This window comes from Streptomyces sp. NPDC003036 (assembly GCF_040611175.1).
Lineage (GTDB): Bacteria > Actinomycetota > Actinomycetes > Streptomycetales > Streptomycetaceae > Streptomyces.
In genome coordinates, this window is sequence record NZ_JBEXNO010000003.1 from 155,080 (window position 1) to 171,231 (window position 16,152).

General features: G+C 72.4%; 18 protein-coding genes. 13 read left to right on the forward strand and 5 right to left on the reverse strand.

Going from position 1 to position 16,152, the window contains the following annotated elements:
* The first annotated feature begins 106 nt into the window (after window positions 1–106).
* Both ABZX67_RS03585 and ABZX67_RS03590 read left to right on the forward strand, forming a co-directional pair.
* Window positions 107–679, forward strand: coding sequence for a TetR/AcrR family transcriptional regulator (locus ABZX67_RS03585; RefSeq protein WP_355353845.1), 573 nt, complete (start codon window positions 107–109; stop codon window positions 677–679).
* A 117-nt stretch (window positions 680–796) separates the two neighbouring features.
* The gene (locus ABZX67_RS03590; RefSeq protein WP_355353848.1) at window positions 797–2,965 is read left to right on the forward strand and encodes an MMPL family transporter; all 2,169 of its coding nucleotides are present in this window, start codon (window positions 797–799) and stop codon (window positions 2,963–2,965) included.
* 20 nt (window positions 2,966–2,985) lie between these two features.
* Here ABZX67_RS03590 and ABZX67_RS03595 read toward each other — a convergent pair whose 3' ends face one another.
* Window positions 2,986–3,336 carry an SsgA family sporulation/cell division regulator gene (locus ABZX67_RS03595; RefSeq protein ID WP_355353851.1) on the reverse strand — a complete coding sequence of 117 codons (351 nt, stop codon included), beginning with the start codon at window positions 3,334–3,336 and terminating at the stop codon, window positions 2,986–2,988.
* A gap of 213 nt (window positions 3,337–3,549) precedes the next feature.
* Between ABZX67_RS03595 and ABZX67_RS03600 the strand changes: the two genes are divergently transcribed.
* Genes ABZX67_RS03600 through ABZX67_RS03620 form a run of 5 tightly spaced genes read left to right on the forward strand, consistent with a single transcriptional unit; the run spans window position 3,550 to window position 7,870 of the window.
* A complete protein-coding gene (locus ABZX67_RS03600; RefSeq protein ID WP_355353854.1) occupies window positions 3,550–4,602 on the forward strand; it encodes an energy-coupling factor ABC transporter permease in 1,053 nt (350 codons plus the stop codon).
* A 1-nt stretch (window position 4,603) separates the two neighbouring features.
* A complete protein-coding gene (gene cbiQ, locus ABZX67_RS03605; RefSeq protein ID WP_355353857.1) occupies window positions 4,604–5,365 on the forward strand; it encodes a cobalt ECF transporter T component CbiQ in 762 nt (253 codons plus the stop codon).
* Window positions 5,362–6,144 carry an ABC transporter ATP-binding protein gene (locus ABZX67_RS03610; RefSeq protein ID WP_355353860.1) on the forward strand — a complete coding sequence of 261 codons (783 nt, stop codon included), beginning with the start codon at window positions 5,362–5,364 and terminating at the stop codon, window positions 6,142–6,144. The genes cbiQ and ABZX67_RS03610 overlap by 4 nt, the downstream gene beginning before the upstream one ends.
* A 36-nt stretch (window positions 6,145–6,180) precedes the next feature.
* Complete coding sequence (locus ABZX67_RS03615) at window positions 6,181–7,353, forward strand: serine hydrolase domain-containing protein (protein WP_355353863.1); 1,173 nt, start codon at window positions 6,181–6,183, stop codon at window positions 7,351–7,353.
* A 10-nt stretch (window positions 7,354–7,363) separates the two neighbouring features.
* Complete coding sequence (locus ABZX67_RS03620; protein ID WP_355353866.1) at window positions 7,364–7,870, forward strand: peptidylprolyl isomerase; 507 nt, start codon at window positions 7,364–7,366, stop codon at window positions 7,868–7,870.
* A gap of 54 nt (window positions 7,871–7,924) precedes the next feature.
* Here ABZX67_RS03620 and ABZX67_RS03625 read toward each other — a convergent pair whose 3' ends face one another.
* Window positions 7,925–8,797, reverse strand: a complete 873-nt coding sequence (locus tag ABZX67_RS03625) for a helix-turn-helix domain-containing protein (protein ID WP_355354120.1) — start codon at window positions 8,795–8,797, stop codon at window positions 7,925–7,927.
* A gap of 203 nt (window positions 8,798–9,000) precedes the next feature.
* Entirely contained in the window at window positions 9,001–9,471 is a 471-nt protein-coding gene (locus ABZX67_RS03630) for an ATP-binding protein (protein WP_355353869.1), read from the reverse strand.
* 139 nt (window positions 9,472–9,610) lie between these two features.
* Between ABZX67_RS03630 and ABZX67_RS03635 the strand changes: the two genes are divergently transcribed.
* Together ABZX67_RS03635 and ABZX67_RS03640 are read left to right on the forward strand one after the other, a co-directional pair.
* A complete protein-coding gene (locus ABZX67_RS03635) occupies window positions 9,611–10,480 on the forward strand; it encodes a helix-turn-helix transcriptional regulator (RefSeq protein ID WP_355353872.1) in 870 nt (289 codons plus the stop codon).
* Window positions 10,477–10,686 carry a DUF397 domain-containing protein gene (locus ABZX67_RS03640; protein ID WP_355353875.1) on the forward strand — a complete coding sequence of 70 codons (210 nt, stop codon included), beginning with the start codon at window positions 10,477–10,479 and terminating at the stop codon, window positions 10,684–10,686. The genes ABZX67_RS03635 and ABZX67_RS03640 overlap by 4 nt, the downstream gene beginning before the upstream one ends.
* A 165-nt stretch (window positions 10,687–10,851) precedes the next feature.
* Here ABZX67_RS03640 and ABZX67_RS03645 read toward each other — a convergent pair whose 3' ends face one another.
* Complete coding sequence (locus ABZX67_RS03645) at window positions 10,852–11,436, reverse strand: 2'-5' RNA ligase family protein (RefSeq protein WP_355353878.1); 585 nt, start codon at window positions 11,434–11,436, stop codon at window positions 10,852–10,854.
* Between the two features lie 115 nt (window positions 11,437–11,551).
* Between ABZX67_RS03645 and ABZX67_RS03650 the strand changes: the two genes are divergently transcribed.
* Window positions 11,552–12,049, forward strand: coding sequence for a phospholipase (locus ABZX67_RS03650; RefSeq protein WP_355353880.1), 498 nt, complete (start codon window positions 11,552–11,554; stop codon window positions 12,047–12,049).
* On the opposite strand, the gene ABZX67_RS03655 is transcribed toward ABZX67_RS03650, so the two are convergent.
* Complete coding sequence (locus ABZX67_RS03655) at window positions 12,024–13,148, reverse strand: FAD-dependent monooxygenase (protein WP_355353883.1); 1,125 nt, start codon at window positions 13,146–13,148, stop codon at window positions 12,024–12,026. The two genes, ABZX67_RS03650 and ABZX67_RS03655, sit on opposite strands and share 26 nt — an antisense overlap.
* Before the next feature lie 179 nt (window positions 13,149–13,327).
* Here ABZX67_RS03655 and ABZX67_RS03660 point away from each other — a divergent pair, with 179 nt between their 5' ends.
* The 3 genes from ABZX67_RS03660 (at window position 13,328) to ABZX67_RS03670 (ending at window position 16,149) form a co-directional block, all read left to right on the forward strand.
* Window positions 13,328–14,290, forward strand: coding sequence for a GntR family transcriptional regulator (locus ABZX67_RS03660; protein ID WP_355353886.1), 963 nt, complete (start codon window positions 13,328–13,330; stop codon window positions 14,288–14,290).
* A gap of 39 nt (window positions 14,291–14,329) precedes the next feature.
* Window positions 14,330–15,466 (forward strand): hypothetical protein, encoded by a 1,137-nt coding sequence (locus tag ABZX67_RS03665; RefSeq protein WP_355353889.1) that lies wholly within the window; start codon window positions 14,330–14,332, stop codon window positions 15,464–15,466.
* A 71-nt stretch (window positions 15,467–15,537) separates the two neighbouring features.
* Window positions 15,538–16,149, forward strand: a complete 612-nt coding sequence (locus ABZX67_RS03670) for a hypothetical protein (protein ID WP_355353892.1) — start codon at window positions 15,538–15,540, stop codon at window positions 16,147–16,149.
* The last annotated feature ends 3 nt before the right edge of the window (window positions 16,150–16,152 follow it).

Below are 16,152 nucleotides of genomic sequence, written 5' to 3' on the forward strand. Positions count from 1 at the left end.
CCCGTGATGCCGGACACACGCGTACGAAACGGTTTCGTTTCGCACGCGCCCGCGTGTACCGTCCAGGTGTACGAAACCGTTTCGTCTCGATGGAAGGCCGGCGGACATGGCCCGTACCAGGCTCACCCCGGAACGCGAGTCCGAGCTGTACGAAGCCGTGCTCGCCCTGCTCCGCGAAGTCGGCTACGACGCCCTCACCATGGACGCCGTCGCCGCCCGCACCCACTCCAGCAAGGCCACCCTCTACCGCCAGTGGGGGAGCAAGCCCCAGCTGGTCGCCCGCGCCCTGCGCAACAACAAGCCGGTCCGCCTCGACGAGATTGACACCGGCTCGCTGCGGGGCGACTTCCACGAGATCCTGTCGCGTTCCGACGACTGCCGGCTGGAGCAGGACTCCGCGCTCATGCGGGGCCTCGCCCACGCCGTCCACGACAACCCCGAACTGCTGCGGGCGCTGCGCGAGCTGCTCATCGAACCCGAGATGACCGGCCTCGACGGAGTCCTGCGGCGCGCGGTCGAGCGCGGCGAGGTCGCCGTGGACAACCCGGCGCTGAAGCTCGTCCCCCACATGCTGATCGGCGCCTTCATCGCCCGTCCCCTGGTCGACGACCGGCCGGTGGACCAGGCGTTCCTGAGGGCGTACGTCGACGCCGTGGTGCTCCCCGCCCTCGGCGTCTGACGCGCAGTCCCACGCAACACGCAACACGCAACACGCACCACCTGACACGTACCGCTCACGCTGTCGGGCCGTCTCCCCACGACCCTGTCCGATCCACACCCTCCGGGAGTCGCCCCCGTGGCCACGTTCCTCTACCGACTCGGCCGGCTCGCCTTCCGGCGCCGCCATGTCGTGACCCTCCTCTGGGTCGCGCTGCTGGCGCTCGCCGGCGTCGGCGCGGCCTCCGCGCCCGCCGCGACGTCGAGCTCGTTCTCCATACCCGGCACGGAGGCCCAGAAGGCCTTCGACCTCCTCGAACAGCGCTTCCCGGGCGCGGGCGCCGACGGCGCCACCGCCCGCGTCGTCTTCAAGGCGCCGGACGGCGCGAAGATGACCGACCCCGCGCGCAAGGCCGTCGTCGACAAGGCGGTCGGCGAGCTGCGCACCGGCTCCGACCAGGTCGCCTCGGTGACCGACCCGTACGCCGTCCAGGCCGTCTCGCGCGACGGCACGACGACCTACATCCAGGTGTCGTACAAGGTCAACGGCATGGAGCTGACCGACGCGACGCGCGAGGCGCTCAAGGAGACCGGCGCCGAGGCGCGGCAGGGCGGGCTCACCGTCGAGATCGGCGGTGACGCGCTGCAGACCGTGCCCGAGACCGGCTCGGGCGAGATCATCGGCGTCATCGTCGCCGGGATCGTCCTCGTCATCACCTTCGGCTCCCTGGTCGCGGCCGGACTGCCGCTGCTCACCGCGCTCGTCGGCGTCGGCATCGGCGTCTCGGCGATCACGGCCCTGGCGAGCGTCCTCGACCTGGGCTCCACCACCTCCACGCTCGCGATGATGATCGGCCTCGCGGTCGGCATCGACTACGCGCTCTTCATCGTCTCCCGCTACCGCGCCGAGCTCGCCGAGGGCCGTGACCGCGAGGAGGCGGCCGGGCGGGCCGTCGGCACCGCCGGCTCCGCGGTCGTCTTCGCGGGCCTCACCGTCGTCATCGCGCTGGTCGGCCTGGCCGTCGTCAACATCCCGATGCTGACGAAGATGGGCTTCGCCGCCGCGGGCACGGTCCTGATCGCCGTCCTCATCGCGCTCACCTTCATCCCGGCGCTGCTCGGGTACGTCGGCAAGCGCGTCCACGGCCGCAAGGCCCGCAAGAACCCGGTTCCGGCGTCGGACGACGACAAGCCCAACCTGGGCACCCGCTGGGCCCGCTTCGTCCTGCGCCGCCCGCTCGTCGTGCTGCTGGTCGGTGTCGTCGGCCTCGGCGCGGTCGCGCTGCCCGCCGCCTCGCTGGAGATGGGCCTGCCCGACGACGGCTCGCAGCCCACCTCCACCAGCCAGCGCCGCGCGTACGACCTGCTCTCGGACGGTTTCGGCCCCGGCTTCAACGGGCCGCTCATGGTCGTGGTCGACGGCGACAAGGCCGCGGCCGACCGTACGGCCAAGACCATCCAGGGCCTGGACGGCGTCGCGGCCGTCACCCCCGCCACCCCGAACAAGGCGGGCGACACCGCGATCATCACCGTCGTCCCGAAGGACCGCCCCTCCTCCACGGAGACCGAGGAGCTGGTCCGCTCCCTCCGGGACACGACCGGCGACGACGTCCTGGTCACCGGCGCCACCGCGATGAACATCGACTTCTCGCAGAAGATGAACGACGCGCTGTTGCCCTACCTGGCGCTGGTCGTCGGCCTCGCCTTCCTGCTCCTGATGGTGGTCTTCCGCTCGGTGCTGGTGCCGCTGAAGGCGGCCCTCGGCTTCCTGCTGTCGGTCGTCGCCGCGCTCGGCGCGGTCGTGGCGGTCTTCCAGTGGGGCTGGCTCGGCTCGCTCTTCGGCGTCGAGCAGACCGGCCCGATCATGAGCATGATGCCGATCTTCATGGTGGGCGTCGTCTTCGGCCTCGCCATGGACTACGAGGTCTTCCTCGTGACCCGGATGCGTGAGGCGTACGTGCACGGCGAGCGGCCCGGCCAGGCCGTCGTGACCGGCTTCCGGCACGGTGCCCGGGTGGTCACCGCCGCCGCGGTGATCATGATCGCGGTCTTCGCCGGCTTCATCGGCTCCAGCGAGCAGATGGTGAAGATGATCGGCTTCGGCCTCGCCGTCGCCGTCTTCTTCGACGCGTTCATCGTGCGCATGGCGATCGTCCCGGCCGTCCTGGCCCTGCTCGGCCGCGCCGCCTGGTGGCTGCCGCGCTGGCTCGACCGGCTCCTGCCGAACGTCGACGTGGAGGGCGAGGGCCTGCGCAAGGAGCTCGCGGCCGCGCCGGAGGAGGGGGAGCGGGAGCTCGTCCGCGCCTGAGCCCCGAGGGGACTACGCCGTCACCGTGTCACGTGCGACGCGGTGATGGCGTACGTGCGCCGCAGGAAGCGCAGCAGTGCCGAGGAGTCGAACTGCACCATCGCGACGTCGCCGGAGGTGTGCAGCTCCACCACGGTCTGCACCCGCCCGCAGGGCCAGACTCCGATGTCGCCGTGGCGGGCGGGGGCGCGCAGGCCCCGTTCCAGTACGGCGCGGGGGAAGGTCCAGGTGGTGCCTTCGGGGAAGACGAGGCGGACGGTCGCGGACCCGTCGCCCTCGGCGTCGGAGGGATCGCAGCGCAGGGCGACCGGAACGGGGCGCGAGAGGGGGCCGTCGTCGACGATCAACCCCTTGGCATGGATTTCGACCATGGGGACCGTGTTCCCCTCAAGAGGGGTTTCCTCGGCGGAGACCATCGTGCGACTCCTCACACTCGCCAGACCTATACCTTATGTCCTATTTGTCTAGCGCGTGCGCCCCGGCTCGTTTCTGTGACGGGTACGCTCTTGCAACTTGTTCGCAAGAAGCCCCATCATCGAACGGTCCACACCGGGCCCCCACCCTGTCCGAAAGCGGTCCCCGCCATGCATGTCCCCGACGGTTTCATCAACGCGCCCGTCTCCGCGGCCGCGGGCCTCGCCGCCGCGGGCGCGGTCGCCGTCAGCCTGCGCGGGGCCCGTAAAGAGCTGGACGACAGGACGGCGCCGCTCGCCGGGCTCGTCGCGGCCTTCGTCTTCGCCGTGCAGATGCTGAACTTCCCCGTCGCCGCCGGCACCAGCGGACACCTGCTCGGCGGCGCGCTCGCCGCGATACTCGTCGGCCCCTACACCGGCGTACTCGTCATCGCCGTCGTCCTGCTGATGCAGGGCATCCTCTTCGCGGACGGCGGCCTGACCGCGCTCGGCGTCAACATCACCGTCATGGGCGCCGTCACCGTCCTCACCGCGTACGTCCTCTTCCGCGGCCTCGTCCGGGTCCTGCCGCGCACCCGCCGCTCCGTGACCGTCGCCTCCTTCGTCGCCGCGCTCGTCTCCGTGCCGGCCGCGGCCGCCGCCTTCACGCTGATCTACGCCGTCGGCGGCACCACCGACGTCCCGGTCGCCAAGGTCTTCGCCGCCATGGTCGGCGTCCACACCCTGATCGGCATCGGTGAGGCCGCGATCACCACCGCGACCGTCGGCGCCGTCATCGCCGTACGCCCCGACCTGGTGTACGGCGCCCGGGGGCTGTCCGCGCCGCTCAAGCTGCGCGTGGGCGGGGAGCTCGTCGACGCCGCCCCGGCCGCGGTCCCGGCCGCCGCCGCGCCCCGCTCCACCAAGAAGGTGTGGGCCACCGGCCTGGTCACCGCCCTCGCGCTCGCCGGAGTCGTGTCCTTCTACGCCTCCGCCAGCCCCGACGGCCTGGAGAAGGTCGCCGCCGACCAGGGCATCGACCAAAAGGTCGAGGACCACGCCGCCAAGGATTCGCCGCTCGCCGACTACGGCGTCAGCGGCGTCACGAACGCCCGCCTGTCCGGGGGGCTGGCGGGCACCATCGGCGTGGGCGCGACGGTCGCCGTCGGCACAGGCGTGTTCTGGGCCGTACGGCGCCGCCGCAGCGCCTCCGAGGCGACCACCGCCGCGCGGGAAACCGTCTGACGTGGGCGCGGGCCACGCGCACAAGCTCTACCGGCACGGGCACTCGCCCGTGCACCGGCTGCCGCCGCACTGCAAGCTCGCCGCGGTCTTCTGCTTCGTCGTGGTCGTGGTCTCCACGCCTCGCGAGGCGGTGTGGGCCTTCGGCCTGTACGCGGTGCTGCTCGGCGCGGTCGCGGCCGCCGCCCGCGTCCCGGCGGGCTTCGTGCTGCGGCGCCTGGTGATCGAGGTGCCGTTCGTGGCCTTCGCGTTCCTGATGCCGTTCGTGGTGCCCGGGCACCAGACGGAGCTGCTCGGCGTCTCCGTCTCCGTACCCGGCCTCTGGGACGCCTTCAACGTCCTCGCCAAGGGCACCCTCGGCGTCGCCGCGTCCGTCCTCCTCGCCGCCACCACCGAGCTGCGCGCCCTGCTGCTGGGCCTCCAGCGGCTGAAGCTGCCCCCGCTGCTCGTACAGATCGCCTCCTTCATGATCCGATACGGCGACGTCATCACCGACGAGATGCGGCGCATGTCCGTCGCGCGCCGCTCGCGCGGCTTCGAGGCCAGGGGCGTACGCCACTGGGGCGTGCTCGCGAAGTCCGCCGGTGCCCTCTTCATCCGCTCGTACGAGCGCGGCGAACGCGTCCACCTGGCGATGGTCAGCCGCGGCTACGCGGGCACCATGCCCGTCATCGACCAGGTGACCGCCTCCCGGGCGCAGTGGTCTGCGGCCGCGGCCCTTCCGCTCACGGCCCTGGCCGTCTGTCTGCTGGGATGGACGCTATGAGTCTCGGTTTCGTCCCGTCGCTTCAGGTGCGCGGCCTCGCGTACGCCTACCCCGACGGCCACCAGGCGCTCTTCGGCGTGGACCTGACCGTCGAGCGCGGCGAGCGCGTCGCGCTGCTCGGCCCCAACGGCGCCGGGAAGACCACCCTGGTCCTGCACCTCAACGGCATCCTCGGCGGCGGCGTCGGCACGGTGACGGTGGCCGGGCTGCCTGTCGAGAAGGCGAACCTCGCCGAGATCCGCCGCAAGGTCGGCATCGTCTTCCAGGACCCGGACGACCAGCTCTTCATGCCGACCGTCCGCGAGGACGTCGCCTTCGGCCCGGCGGCCGCCGGGCTGCGCGGCCCCGAGCTGGAGGCCGTCGTCATGAAGGCCCTCGGCCGGGTCGGCATGGAGGGCTTCGCCGACCGGCCCCCGCACCACCTGTCCTTCGGGCAGCGGCGGCGCGTCGCCGTCGCGACCGTCCTCGCCATGGAGCCGGAGATCCTCGTCCTCGACGAGCCGTCGTCCAACCTGGACCCGGCCTCCCGGCGCGAACTCGCCGACATCCTGCGCTCCTTGGACGTCACCGTGCTGATGGTCACGCACGACCTGCCGTACGCCCTGGAGCTGTGCCCCCGCTCGGTCATCCTCAGCGAGGGCGTCATCGCGGCGGACGCCCCGACCCGGGACCTGCTCTGCGACGAGGAGCTCATGCGGCGCCACCGCCTGGAGCTCCCGTTCGGCTTCGACCCCACCGCCACCCCCGCCACCCCCACCCGGAATCCGGCACCCCGCTAGTCCGTTGCACCATGGGTGCGAGCGAAAGGGGTGGGCGTGGACGTCCAGGGCACAGTGCAGGCGGGTTTCGAGCCGGTCAGGGACGCTTTCGTACGCAATTTCGAACAGCGTGGCGAACGCGGCGCGGCCGTCGCCGTCTACCGCGACGGCCGCAAGGTCGTCGACCTGTGGGCAGGCACCAAAGACGTGGACGGCGCCGCCCCCTGGGCCGTGGACACCGCGCAGATCGTCCGCTCCGCGACCAAGGGCGTGGCCGCCGCCGTACCGCTGCTGCTGCACCAGCGCGGACAGCTGGACCTGGACGCGCCGGTCGGCACGTACTGGCCGGAGTTCAAGGCGGCGGGCAAGGAGCGGGCCCTGGTCAGGCACCTGCTGGCGCACCAGGCGGGCGTCCCGGCCGTCGACCGGCCGCTGACCTTCGCCGAAGCCGCCGACCCGGACACCGCAGCGGCCGCCGTCGCCGCGCAGGCACCCGCGTGGGAGCCGGGCACCGCCCACGGCTACCACGCCCAGACGTACGGCTGGCTGCTCGCCGCCCTCGTCCAGCGGGTCACCGGCCGCACCATCGGCCGCTGGGTCGCCGAGGAGATAGCCCGGCCCCTGGGCCTGGACCTGTGGATCGGCCTCCCCGCCGACGAGGCGCACCGCGTCGGCCGCGTCGGCCCGGTCGAGGAGCCCGTCCAGGGCGGTGGAGCGCTCAAACTGCGGCCCAAGCGGTCGGTCGCCGACGCCTACGCCGACCCCGCCTCGCTCACCCGCCGCGCCTTCGGGGCGATCGCCCCGGCCCCCGACGAGAACGACCCCACGTACCGCGCCGCCGAACTCCCCGCCTCGGCGGGCATCTCCACCGCCCGCGCCCTGGCCCGCTTCTACGCCGCCACGCTCGGCCCCGTCGACGGCCACCGCCTCTTCGCCCCGGCGACCCTCGCCATGGCCCGAACGGAGGAGGCCGTGGGCCCGGACCACGTCCTCGTCGTGAACACCCGCTTCGGCCTCGGCTACATGCTGCACGGCCCCGCCTCGCCGCTGCTGTCGCCCGGCTCCTTCGGCCACCCCGGCCGCGGCGGCTCCCTCGGCTTCGCCGACCCGGCGTCGGGCATCGCCCTCGGCTACGTCACGAACGGCATGCGCAAGGGCGTCACGGCCGACCCACGCGCCCAGGCGCTGATCCGGTCGGTCCGTTCGGCGATCGCCGGAGACGTCACCTAGGGTGATTCCCATGACTGACAACAGCGACAAGAGCAACGTCTTCTTCGACATCGAGATCAACGGCGAGGCGGCCGGCCGGATCGTCTTCAAGCTGTACGACGACGTCGTGCCGAAGACGGCCCGCAACTTCCGCGAGCTCGCCACCGGCCAGCACGGCTTCGGCTACGAGGGCTCCAGCTTCCACCGCATCATCCCGAACTTCATGCTCCAGGGCGGCGACTTCACCGCCGGTAACGGCACCGGCGGCAAGTCGATCTACGGCGAGAAGTTCGCCGACGAGAACTTCCAGCTCAAGCACACCCGCCCGGGCCTGCTGAGCATGGCCAACGCCGGCCGCAACACCAACGGCTCGCAGTTCTTCATCACGACGATCGTCACCGACTGGCTCGACGGCAAGCACGTCGTCTTCGGCGAGGTCGTCGAGGGCATGGACCTGGTCAAGAAGATCGAGGCCCTCGGCTCCCAGTCCGGCGCGCCGAAGGCGAAGGTCACCATCGCCAAGTCCGGCACGGTCTGAGCCTCCGACCCCACAGGACCGGCCGCCCGGCGGCCGGTCCGTGCGGCTGCCCCTTTACGTGGATGCGGTGGCCCGGCAGTCGCGGCACGTGCCCGGTTCCGGGGCACGGAAGCCCCGTCCGCAGCCGTCGCAGCACTGGAGCGGATGAGGGCGCGGCGGACGGGCGGCGCGGAACGTCGGGGGCGGCGGGAGCTGGGTCGTCAGCCGGTGCGCGAGCAGGGCCGCCGGGCGGTGCAGTGGCCCGGTCGGCAGGCACGCGGTCAGGGCGGCGCGTACGAGCTCGGGGCCGACCTCCCGCTCCAGCCACGCGACGACCCCTGGGGCCAGGACCTCCGCGTCCCGCTCCGACAGCAGCAGACGAGGGTCGTGGTGGCGCAGCCCGGCCAGCAGGTCGAGGGCCTGCCGCAGCAGTTCCGCGTTCGAGTGGCCCGGCTGCGGTACGGAGAGGGGCCTCGGCTCGCGGCGGGGGCGAGGCAGGGTCAGGGTCTGCGGCTCGGACATCGGCTCCGGAGGCGGCGCCGAAGGGTCCTGCAGAGCGGCCTCGCGCCGCGCGGCGGCAGGCATGTTGCAGGAGATCGTCCGGGTGATGATCTGCCCCTCGGGCGTGCGCTCACGTTCCCGCCGGATGTACCCGCGCTGCTCCAGCTCCCGCAGCGCCGCCGCGATCCGCTCCCTGCCCTCCGGGAAGCGGGCTGCCAGGGTCCTGATGTCCACCGGGGCGCCCGTGGGCAGCGACTGGATGTGCGCCGAGAGCCCGATCGCCGTCAGGGACAACTCCCTGTGCTGGGCGAGATGGTTGCCGATGACCGTGTACCGGGCGTGCTCCCGGTTGTTGTCGTGAATGACGCCGCCTCGCGAGTGGTGCGTACGGGTGCGGACGTTCCCGCGCTGGGCGCGTGAGCGCGCGCTAAGGTGCTTGGTGTCCATCAGGAAGCGGCTTTCTTCCTCGGTGGTCAGGCCCTCGCCCGGGATTGCCTGTCCCGGCGGGGGCCGTCGCATGTCTGGGGTTGTGTGTCGCCGTGAGCGTAAGACACCCAACCGCCCGTTATGCCAGTCCACTTGGCATATTCACTCGCGTGAGTGAGGCCGCCTCGCGGGAGGGAGGGGTGGGGTTTGGTGGGGGTTCTTTCTCATGGGTTCTTTGGATTGGTAAGAGCTCCCGACGCCCCGGAGCCAGGGTTCCCGGGACCCGGTACGAGCCCGATCTCCGCCCACACCGTCTTGCGCGGAACCGGCCCCTCCGTCACCCCCCAGCGGCCCGCGAACGCCTCCACGAGCACCAGGCCGTACCCCGTCTCGCTCCGGCACGGAAGCCGGTCCCCGCGCGTGTCCGTCACCTCGATGCGGAGGGCCTTGTCGCCGTCCGTCGTCCGCAGTTCCAGGAGGAAGTCCCGGCCCGGCACCTTGCCGTGGGTGACGGCGTTCGCGGCCAGCTCGGCGACGACCTGCGCGGCCGTTTCGGCCACCCCGTACGGCAGGTCCCACGCGTGCAGCCGCTCGGTGGCCAACAGGCGCGCGAGGCGGGCGCCGCGTGGGGTGGGGGACAGCTGAATGCTGAAGTGGCGGGTGGCCGGGGCCAGTTCAGTGGTTTTGTGGTTCACGTCACAAAGCCTGGCGGCGGCGGACGGGCCCGCGCCAGTCACGTTATGCATGCGTACGGTGACTGTCCGGAGCGTCCGGTGCTGTCCGGCCTGTCCGGAGAGGCGTACGGGCAGGGAGGTACGTCGGAGGTCGGCGCGCATGAGCCTGGAAGAGAACGGCAGCAAGAGCGAGGCGGACGAGCCGGGTTGGGAGGTCGACCCGGACGACGAGTCCGGCGCGGCGGTCGTCGCGACGGTGGGACGCCAGCTGAAACTCTGGCGCGAGGCGGCGGGCATGCGGGCCGGGGAGTTCGGCCTCGCCATCGGGTACGGCGAGGACCTCGTCTACAAGGTGGAGGCGGGGAAGCGGATCCCGAGGCCCGAGTACCTGGACAAGGCGGACGAGGTGCTGCGGGCGGGTGGGCGGATCTCGGCGATGAAGAAGGACGTGGCGGAGGCGCGTTACCCGAAGAAGGTGAGGGACCTGGCGCGGATGGAGGCGCGGGCGGTTGAACTCGTCTCGTACGGCAGTCATGCCTTGCATGGCCTGCTGCAGACGGAGGCGCATGCTCGTGCGCTGCTGGGTACGCGGCGGCCTGCCTACTCTGTCGACGAGTTGGAACGGATGCTCGGAGCTCGCATGGTCCGGCAATCCATCTTCGAGCGGTCACCGGCGCCCGAACTCAGCTTTGTCCTGGAAGAGGTGACCCTGCGCCGCCCAGTCGGAGGGACAATGGTGCAGCGCCAACAGCTCGAACGCTTGTTGGAGGTGGGACACATGCGGAACGTTGACATTCAAGTGATGCCGACCGGCCGCTGGGACCACCCAGGAACGGGCGGACGGATCCAGGTGCTCAAGTTCGGCGACGGCTCTGCGGTCGGGCGTACCGACGACGAGTACGGAGGCCGTCCCATCTCGGATCCAAAACGACTTCGGGTCCTTGAGCTGCGCTATGGCATCATCCGGGCTCAGGCTCTCACGCCAGGGGAGTCGCTGGCCCTCATCGAGGAAGTGCTGGGAGAGACATGATCCGCAAGACCTCCGCCGGGGAACCTGACACGCTCGTCTGGTTCAAGAGCAGCTACAGCGACACCAGCAACGGCAACGACTGCGTCGAGGTCGCCACCGCCCCCGGCATCGTCCACGTCCGCGACTCCAAGGACCCCGACGGCCCCCGCCTCGCCCTCACGCCCGGCGCGTGGGCCGGATTCATCGCGGACACGACAGCGCGCTGATCACGGGTCCCCTACCCTCGGGGCGTTCGACGACTGTCGCAAGGGGTGGGGATCCGCATGGCAACTGGCACGTCATCACCAGCGAGCTGGTGGTTCGTCATCGCCGTCCGCTCGGGCGTGGGGGTACGGCCTGTCACGGCGTACGAGCGCTGGTGAGGGCACGGCCTACTCGGCCGACCACCGCAGCTCTCCCGCCCCCAGCGCCACCGTCGCCCGCGCCCGCATCGGGCCGTCGGCGCGGCGGGAGAGGAGCGTCAGCTCGGAGACCCGGGCCGTCAGGGTGCCGAGCAGGGCGGCGCAGTGGGCCGCGAGCTCGTGCGGGACGCGGCTGCGGCCGAGGGAGAGGTGCGGGGTGAAGCGTTCGTGGCGCCCCGAGCAGAGGGGGAAGCGGAGCTCCAGCGCGTCGTACAGCCGCGTCCAGGGCTCGTCGCCGTCCGCCGCCGGGTCCAGCCAGACGGTGGCGTCGTGCCGGTGACGGAACCAGCGCACGCCTTCCAGCCGGGCCGGGAAGGGCGGCACCTCCGAGGCGGTCGCCGCCAGCAGCGGGGCGGCCCGCTCGAAGTCGGTCTCCGGTACGAAGCCGAAGAGGACGTTCACGTGCGGCGGCCAGCGGTGGAACTGGCGGTCGTGCTCGCGCCGGATGTGCTGGATCGGCGGCCACAGCTCCGGCGGCGGGAGCCAGGCCACGGCCGTCCGGGCCGTCGGCGGCACGGCCAGGACGCGCTCGTCGTCGCCCGTACGCATGGACATCCCTCCTCCACCTCCAGGTTCACTCTTCGGCACGCGCGTCGCTGACGGCCCCCGGCGGGCCGCGAGCGGAGGCTATGGGCGCCCGTGATCGCTCGCGCCCCTCCGGAGACCCCGTATGCGCCGTCGCCGTCTCGCCCTGCCGCTCGCGTCCGCCCTGCTCGCCCTCGCCTCGCCCGCCTACGCCGTCGCCGTACCGGCCGTGCCCGCCGACAAGCCGCAGCTGCTGAGCGCCTGGACCCAGCCCAGCGCCGCCAGCTACAACACCTGGTGGGCGGCGCGCCAGAACCAGGCCGCGTGGAGCTCCTACGCCTTCGACTGGTCCACGGACTACTGCTCCGGCGCGCCCGACAACCCCCTCGGCTTCCCCTTCCAGTACTCCTGCGCGCGGCACGACTTCGGGTACCGCAACTACAAGGCGGCCGGGCAGTTCGAGGCGAACAAGGCGCGGCTCGACACGGCGTTCCACGAGGACATGAAGCGCGTGTGCGCCCGGTACGCCGGCGATGCCGTACGCGTCTCGTGCCACACGATGGCCTGGACGTACTACCAGGGCGTGTCGGCGTTCGGTACGCCGGCCAAGGACGCGGTCAGCGGGGTGCGTCGGGCAGTGTGATCGCGTTCTTGGCCCGGGTCATCGACTCCTCGGACGCCGGGCCACCCGGGTTCTCGGTGGCGAGGGCCTGGTTCGCCGCGACGAAGGGCCGCATGGCCGACTCGTAGCGGGCGAAGGCGGTGCGGTGGTCCTCGCCCGCCGCCTGCCCGGCCAGCGCGTCGGCGAGGATGTACGCGCCGACCAGCGCGAGGCTCGTGCCCTGCCCGGAGAACGGCGAGGCGCAGTAACCGGCGTCGCCGAGGAGGACCGTCCGGCCGCGTGACCAGCGGTCCATCCGGATCTGGGCCAGGGCGTCGCAGTAGAAGTCGGGCGCCTCCAGCGCGGCCTTCGTCAGCCGGTCGGACTCCCAGCGCAGGGCGGAGAGGCGGTCGACCACGAGCCGCCGCAGCCACTCCGTGTCCCGGTGGTCGCCGTCCAGCGGCGCGGACTCGAAACCGAAGGCGATCCGCAGCTCCTTGTTGTCGCGGACCGGCATGATGCCGAAGCCCGCGTCGCCGTCGCGCAGCCAGACCTGCCAGTTGTCCAGGTCCAGGAAGTTCTCGGCGCTGAAGACCGAGAGGTAGCTGCCGAGGTGGTGGGTGTAGTCCTCGGCGGGGCCGAAGGCGAGGCGCCGGACCGCCGAGTGCTGGCCGTCGGCGCCGACGACGACGTCGACGTCCCGCGCCGGGCCGTGCGCGAAGCCCACCCGGACTCCGGCCTCGTGCTCCTCCAGCGAGACGATGCTGTCGCCGAAGACGTACTCCACTTCCCCCTGTGTGTGCGTGTGGAGCAGTCGTACGAGGTCCTCGCGCAGGATCTCGATGTCGTCGCCGTCGAGCCGCCCGCTGCTGAGCGCGTACTCCGTCGTCCGCTCGACCTCCGTGCCGTCGGCGTCGAGCATCGACATGCCGCGCATCCGGGTGCGCATGCGCCGCGCCTCCGTCAGCAGGCCCATCCGGTCCATGACCTCCAGGGCGACGCCCCGGACGTCGACGGCCTGGCCGCCCGCGCGCACGCCCGGCGCCCGCTCGACGACCACCGGCGCGAAGCCGCGGCGGCGCAGCAGGAGCGCGAGTGCGGCGCCCGCGATGCCGCCGCCGGAGATGAGGACGGTCTTCATGTGGTTCCCCCTTCGTACGGTGTACGCCACTGAATGTACGACGTACGCGCACGCCTGCCAACAGGCGTTTTCGGTGCTCTGTACTAGGGCAGAGGGATATCCGGGCGGTGTCGTCGCTGGTAGCGTCTGCCCTAGTACAGGCGTACGCGCAGTGGAAAAAAGCCGAAGGGAACCCGCGCATGGCCGAGGCCACCGACCCGCCCCCCTACCAGCGCATCGCGGCCGACATACGCCGCCGGATCGCGAGCGGGGAGCTCGCCCCGGGCGACCGGGTGCCGTCGACCCGCCGTATCGCCCAGGAGTGGGGCGTCGCCCTCGCCACCGCCACGAAGGCCCTCACCACCCTGCGGCTGGAGGGTCACGTGGAGGCCCGGCCCCGCGTCGGCACGGTCGTCGCCGCCCCGCGGGACACGGCGACCCCTGCGCTGTCGAAGCCACCCGCGCCCTCGCCCGAGCGCGAGCTCACGCGGGAGCGCATCGTGCGTACCGCCATCGAGATCGCCGACGCCGAGGGGCTCGCCGCCCTCTCCATGCGCTCGATCGCCGCCCGCCTCGGGGTGGCGGCGATGTCCCCGTACCGCCACGTCGGCAGCAAGGACGACCTCGTCGCGCTGATGGCCGACACCGTCTACGGCGAGGCGCCGGCCTACCCCGCCGTACCGCCCGAGGGCTGGCGCGCCCGCCTGGAGCTGGGCGCCCACACCCTGTGGCAGGTGTGCCGCCGCCACCCGTGGGTCGCCCACATCGGCCCGCTCGGCCGGCCTCTCGTCCTGCCGAACCTGATGGCGCACGGCGACTGGCTGCTCGGCGCCCTCGAAGGCCACGGCCTCGACACCGAGACCAGGTTCGACATCCACCTGCTGATCTACAGCCACGTACAGGGCCTGGCCGTCAACCTGGAGCGCGAGGTGCAGGCGCGGGCCGCGACCGGCCTGACCGACGAGGAGTGGATGGACCGGCAGGGCGAGGCGTTGCGCGAGGTCGTCTCCTCGGGGCGCTTCCCGGCCGTCTCCCGCACGCTCACCGGCTTCCCGAACGGCGCGTACGACCTCGACCTGGACGCGCTCTTCTCCTTCGGGCTGCGCGCGCTGCTCGACGGCATCACCGGGCTGGTGGAGGGACGAGCCGACCCGAACGCGTGATCCAATGTCCGTGGCAGATGCACGACTTGGGGTGGGGAAATGGGCAAGCGCGGCGACGAGCCGTCGGTGTCGGACGAGGAATGGGCGGAGTTCCTCCGCAACGCGCAGGAGGACGGCGGGCGCGGCGCGCCCAAGGAGCCGTCCGCCGCCGACCGGCGCGCGGGACAGCGCGCGGGGAAGCCCGCGGGGCAGCGGGCAGGGGAGCCCGAGGGGTGGCGCACCGGCCCCGCGTGGCAGGAGATGAACGGCGGCAGCCGCCGCACGCGACGGCGGCGCTGGGCCGCACCGCTCGGCGTGCTGCTGGCGCTCGGCCTCGCGGTCGTCGCCGTACGGCCCGACCTGGTCACGGACCGGCTGCCGGGCCGGGACACCGGCAGCGAGGCGGGGACGCTGCCCGCCGAGACCGCACGGCCCACCGGCGCGCCGCCGGAGGAGCCCTTCCCGGACCAGCCGACGCTTGAGGAGCCGTTCCGGGGCTCGCCCGCGGCGGCGTGGGAGGACGGCGCCGCCGGGATCCACGTGCCCGAGGCCAAGGCCGTCGGCGGCATGAGCAAAGAGCAGGTCGCCCACGCCCTGACCAGCACCAGGCAGCTCCTCATCACCGCCAACCTCGACCCCGCCACGCTGCGGGGCGAGCGGCCGAAGGCCGCGCTGGAGCTGCTGGACCCGCTCCAGACGGACGGGCGCCGGCTGATCGAGAAGGCGCTGTCCGCGCCCGGCGCCGAGCAGAACCCGCTGTGGGCCTTCAGCCGCTTCGACCCGTCCGAGGTGCGGCCGGCGGGTGCGATCGTCAAGACGCGCGGACGCATGACGTACGAGAAGGGCGAGCGCGACGGGCAGGTGCTGGTCCACGCCGACTACACCTTCGTCTACCCCGTGGTGCGCGCGAGGCCGGGCGCCACGGAGGTCGCGCGGACCGTCGTACGCCGTGAGATGACGTTCGCCCTCTACGACCCCGCCAAGATCCGCACGACGCCCGGAAAGCTGTACGTCCTGCGCTGGCTGGAGTCCGCAGGCAACGACGACTGCACGCGCGATGCCGACGGTTTCCTCCACCCGCAGTTCGCCTCCGAGCTCCCGCCCACCGACGCCACCGGCCCCGAGGTCGACCCCTACGACCGCAGCACGCCCCTCGCCGACCGGCCCGAGGAGTGCGGGACCGTCACGAGGACGTGAGCGGGCGGCCCGTACCTTCATGAGTACGGCTGCTCACGCGCGCGGGCCCGGCCGCTCGTAGCGTCGGCTCCATGAAGAGGAAGCGCGTGGGGCTGACGATCCTGGCGGCCGTGGGGGCCCTGGCCCTCCTGGCCGTCGGTGTGGACGCCGGGGCCAAGAAGGTGTCCGAGCTCTGGAACGGCAAGCCGTACCCCTCGGCCGACCCGGCGGCCGTCCCGCGGCTGCTCCAGGAGCGGTCCCAGTGGGCGTACGACGGCCTCGGCCTGCCCCCGGCCACCGCCGGCGCGGTCCACTCGTCCGGCATGGACACCGGTGCCTGCTACTACCGCGGGCTGCGGGGCTTCGGGCACATCGACGACGCGCGCCTCGACGTCGTCGACTTCTCCCTGCGCTGGGAGGTGCCCGGGACCCCGGAGAACACGGCCCGCGAGGCCGAGCAGCGGCTGCGGCAGCGGCTGGAGCGGGCGGGCTGGAAGCTCACCCACGACGGGAACCGCACGATCGAGGACTTCGTCGAGCTCGGCTACCGCTACCGGCAGCCCGGCGCCGAGGACCACATCGACGTGCGGTGGAACAACCGGACGACGACCCTGGTCGTCAGCGTCTACGCCCCCTGCGGCCAGGTCCGGCCCGGGTCCCTCGACACCGAGGCGGCGAAGGCGGGCTGGAGCCCCACCGTTTGACGA

Bases quoted from the DNA above. Each gene is read 5' to 3' on its own strand.
- ABZX67_RS03585 (WP_355353845.1), top strand. From the start codon at position 107: ATGGCCCGTACCAGGCTCACCCCGGAACGCGAGTCCGAGCTGTACGAA.
- ABZX67_RS03595 (WP_355353851.1), bottom strand. From the start codon at position 3,336: ATGGTCGAAATCCATGCCAAGGGGTTGATCGTCGACGACGGCCCCCTC.
- ABZX67_RS03600 (WP_355353854.1), top strand. From the start codon at position 3,550: ATGCATGTCCCCGACGGTTTCATCAACGCGCCCGTCTCCGCGGCCGCG.
- ABZX67_RS03610 (WP_355353860.1), top strand. From the start codon at position 5,362: ATGAGTCTCGGTTTCGTCCCGTCGCTTCAGGTGCGCGGCCTCGCGTAC.
- ABZX67_RS03620 (WP_355353866.1), top strand. From the start codon at position 7,364: ATGACTGACAACAGCGACAAGAGCAACGTCTTCTTCGACATCGAGATC.
- ABZX67_RS03625 (WP_355354120.1), bottom strand. From the start codon at position 8,797: ATGGACACCAAGCACCTTAGCGCGCGCTCACGCGCCCAGCGCGGGAAC.
- ABZX67_RS03635 (WP_355353872.1), top strand. From the start codon at position 9,611: ATGAGCCTGGAAGAGAACGGCAGCAAGAGCGAGGCGGACGAGCCGGGT.
- ABZX67_RS03640 (WP_355353875.1), top strand. From the start codon at position 10,477: ATGATCCGCAAGACCTCCGCCGGGGAACCTGACACGCTCGTCTGGTTC.
- ABZX67_RS03645 (WP_355353878.1), bottom strand. From the start codon at position 11,436: ATGTCCATGCGTACGGGCGACGACGAGCGCGTCCTGGCCGTGCCGCCG.
- ABZX67_RS03650 (WP_355353880.1), top strand. From the start codon at position 11,552: ATGCGCCGTCGCCGTCTCGCCCTGCCGCTCGCGTCCGCCCTGCTCGCC.
- ABZX67_RS03655 (WP_355353883.1), bottom strand. From the start codon at position 13,148: ATGAAGACCGTCCTCATCTCCGGCGGCGGCATCGCGGGCGCCGCACTC.
- ABZX67_RS03660 (WP_355353886.1), top strand. From the start codon at position 13,328: ATGGCCGAGGCCACCGACCCGCCCCCCTACCAGCGCATCGCGGCCGAC.
- ABZX67_RS03665 (WP_355353889.1), top strand. From the start codon at position 14,330: ATGGGCAAGCGCGGCGACGAGCCGTCGGTGTCGGACGAGGAATGGGCG.
- ABZX67_RS03670 (WP_355353892.1), top strand. From the start codon at position 15,538: ATGAAGAGGAAGCGCGTGGGGCTGACGATCCTGGCGGCCGTGGGGGCC.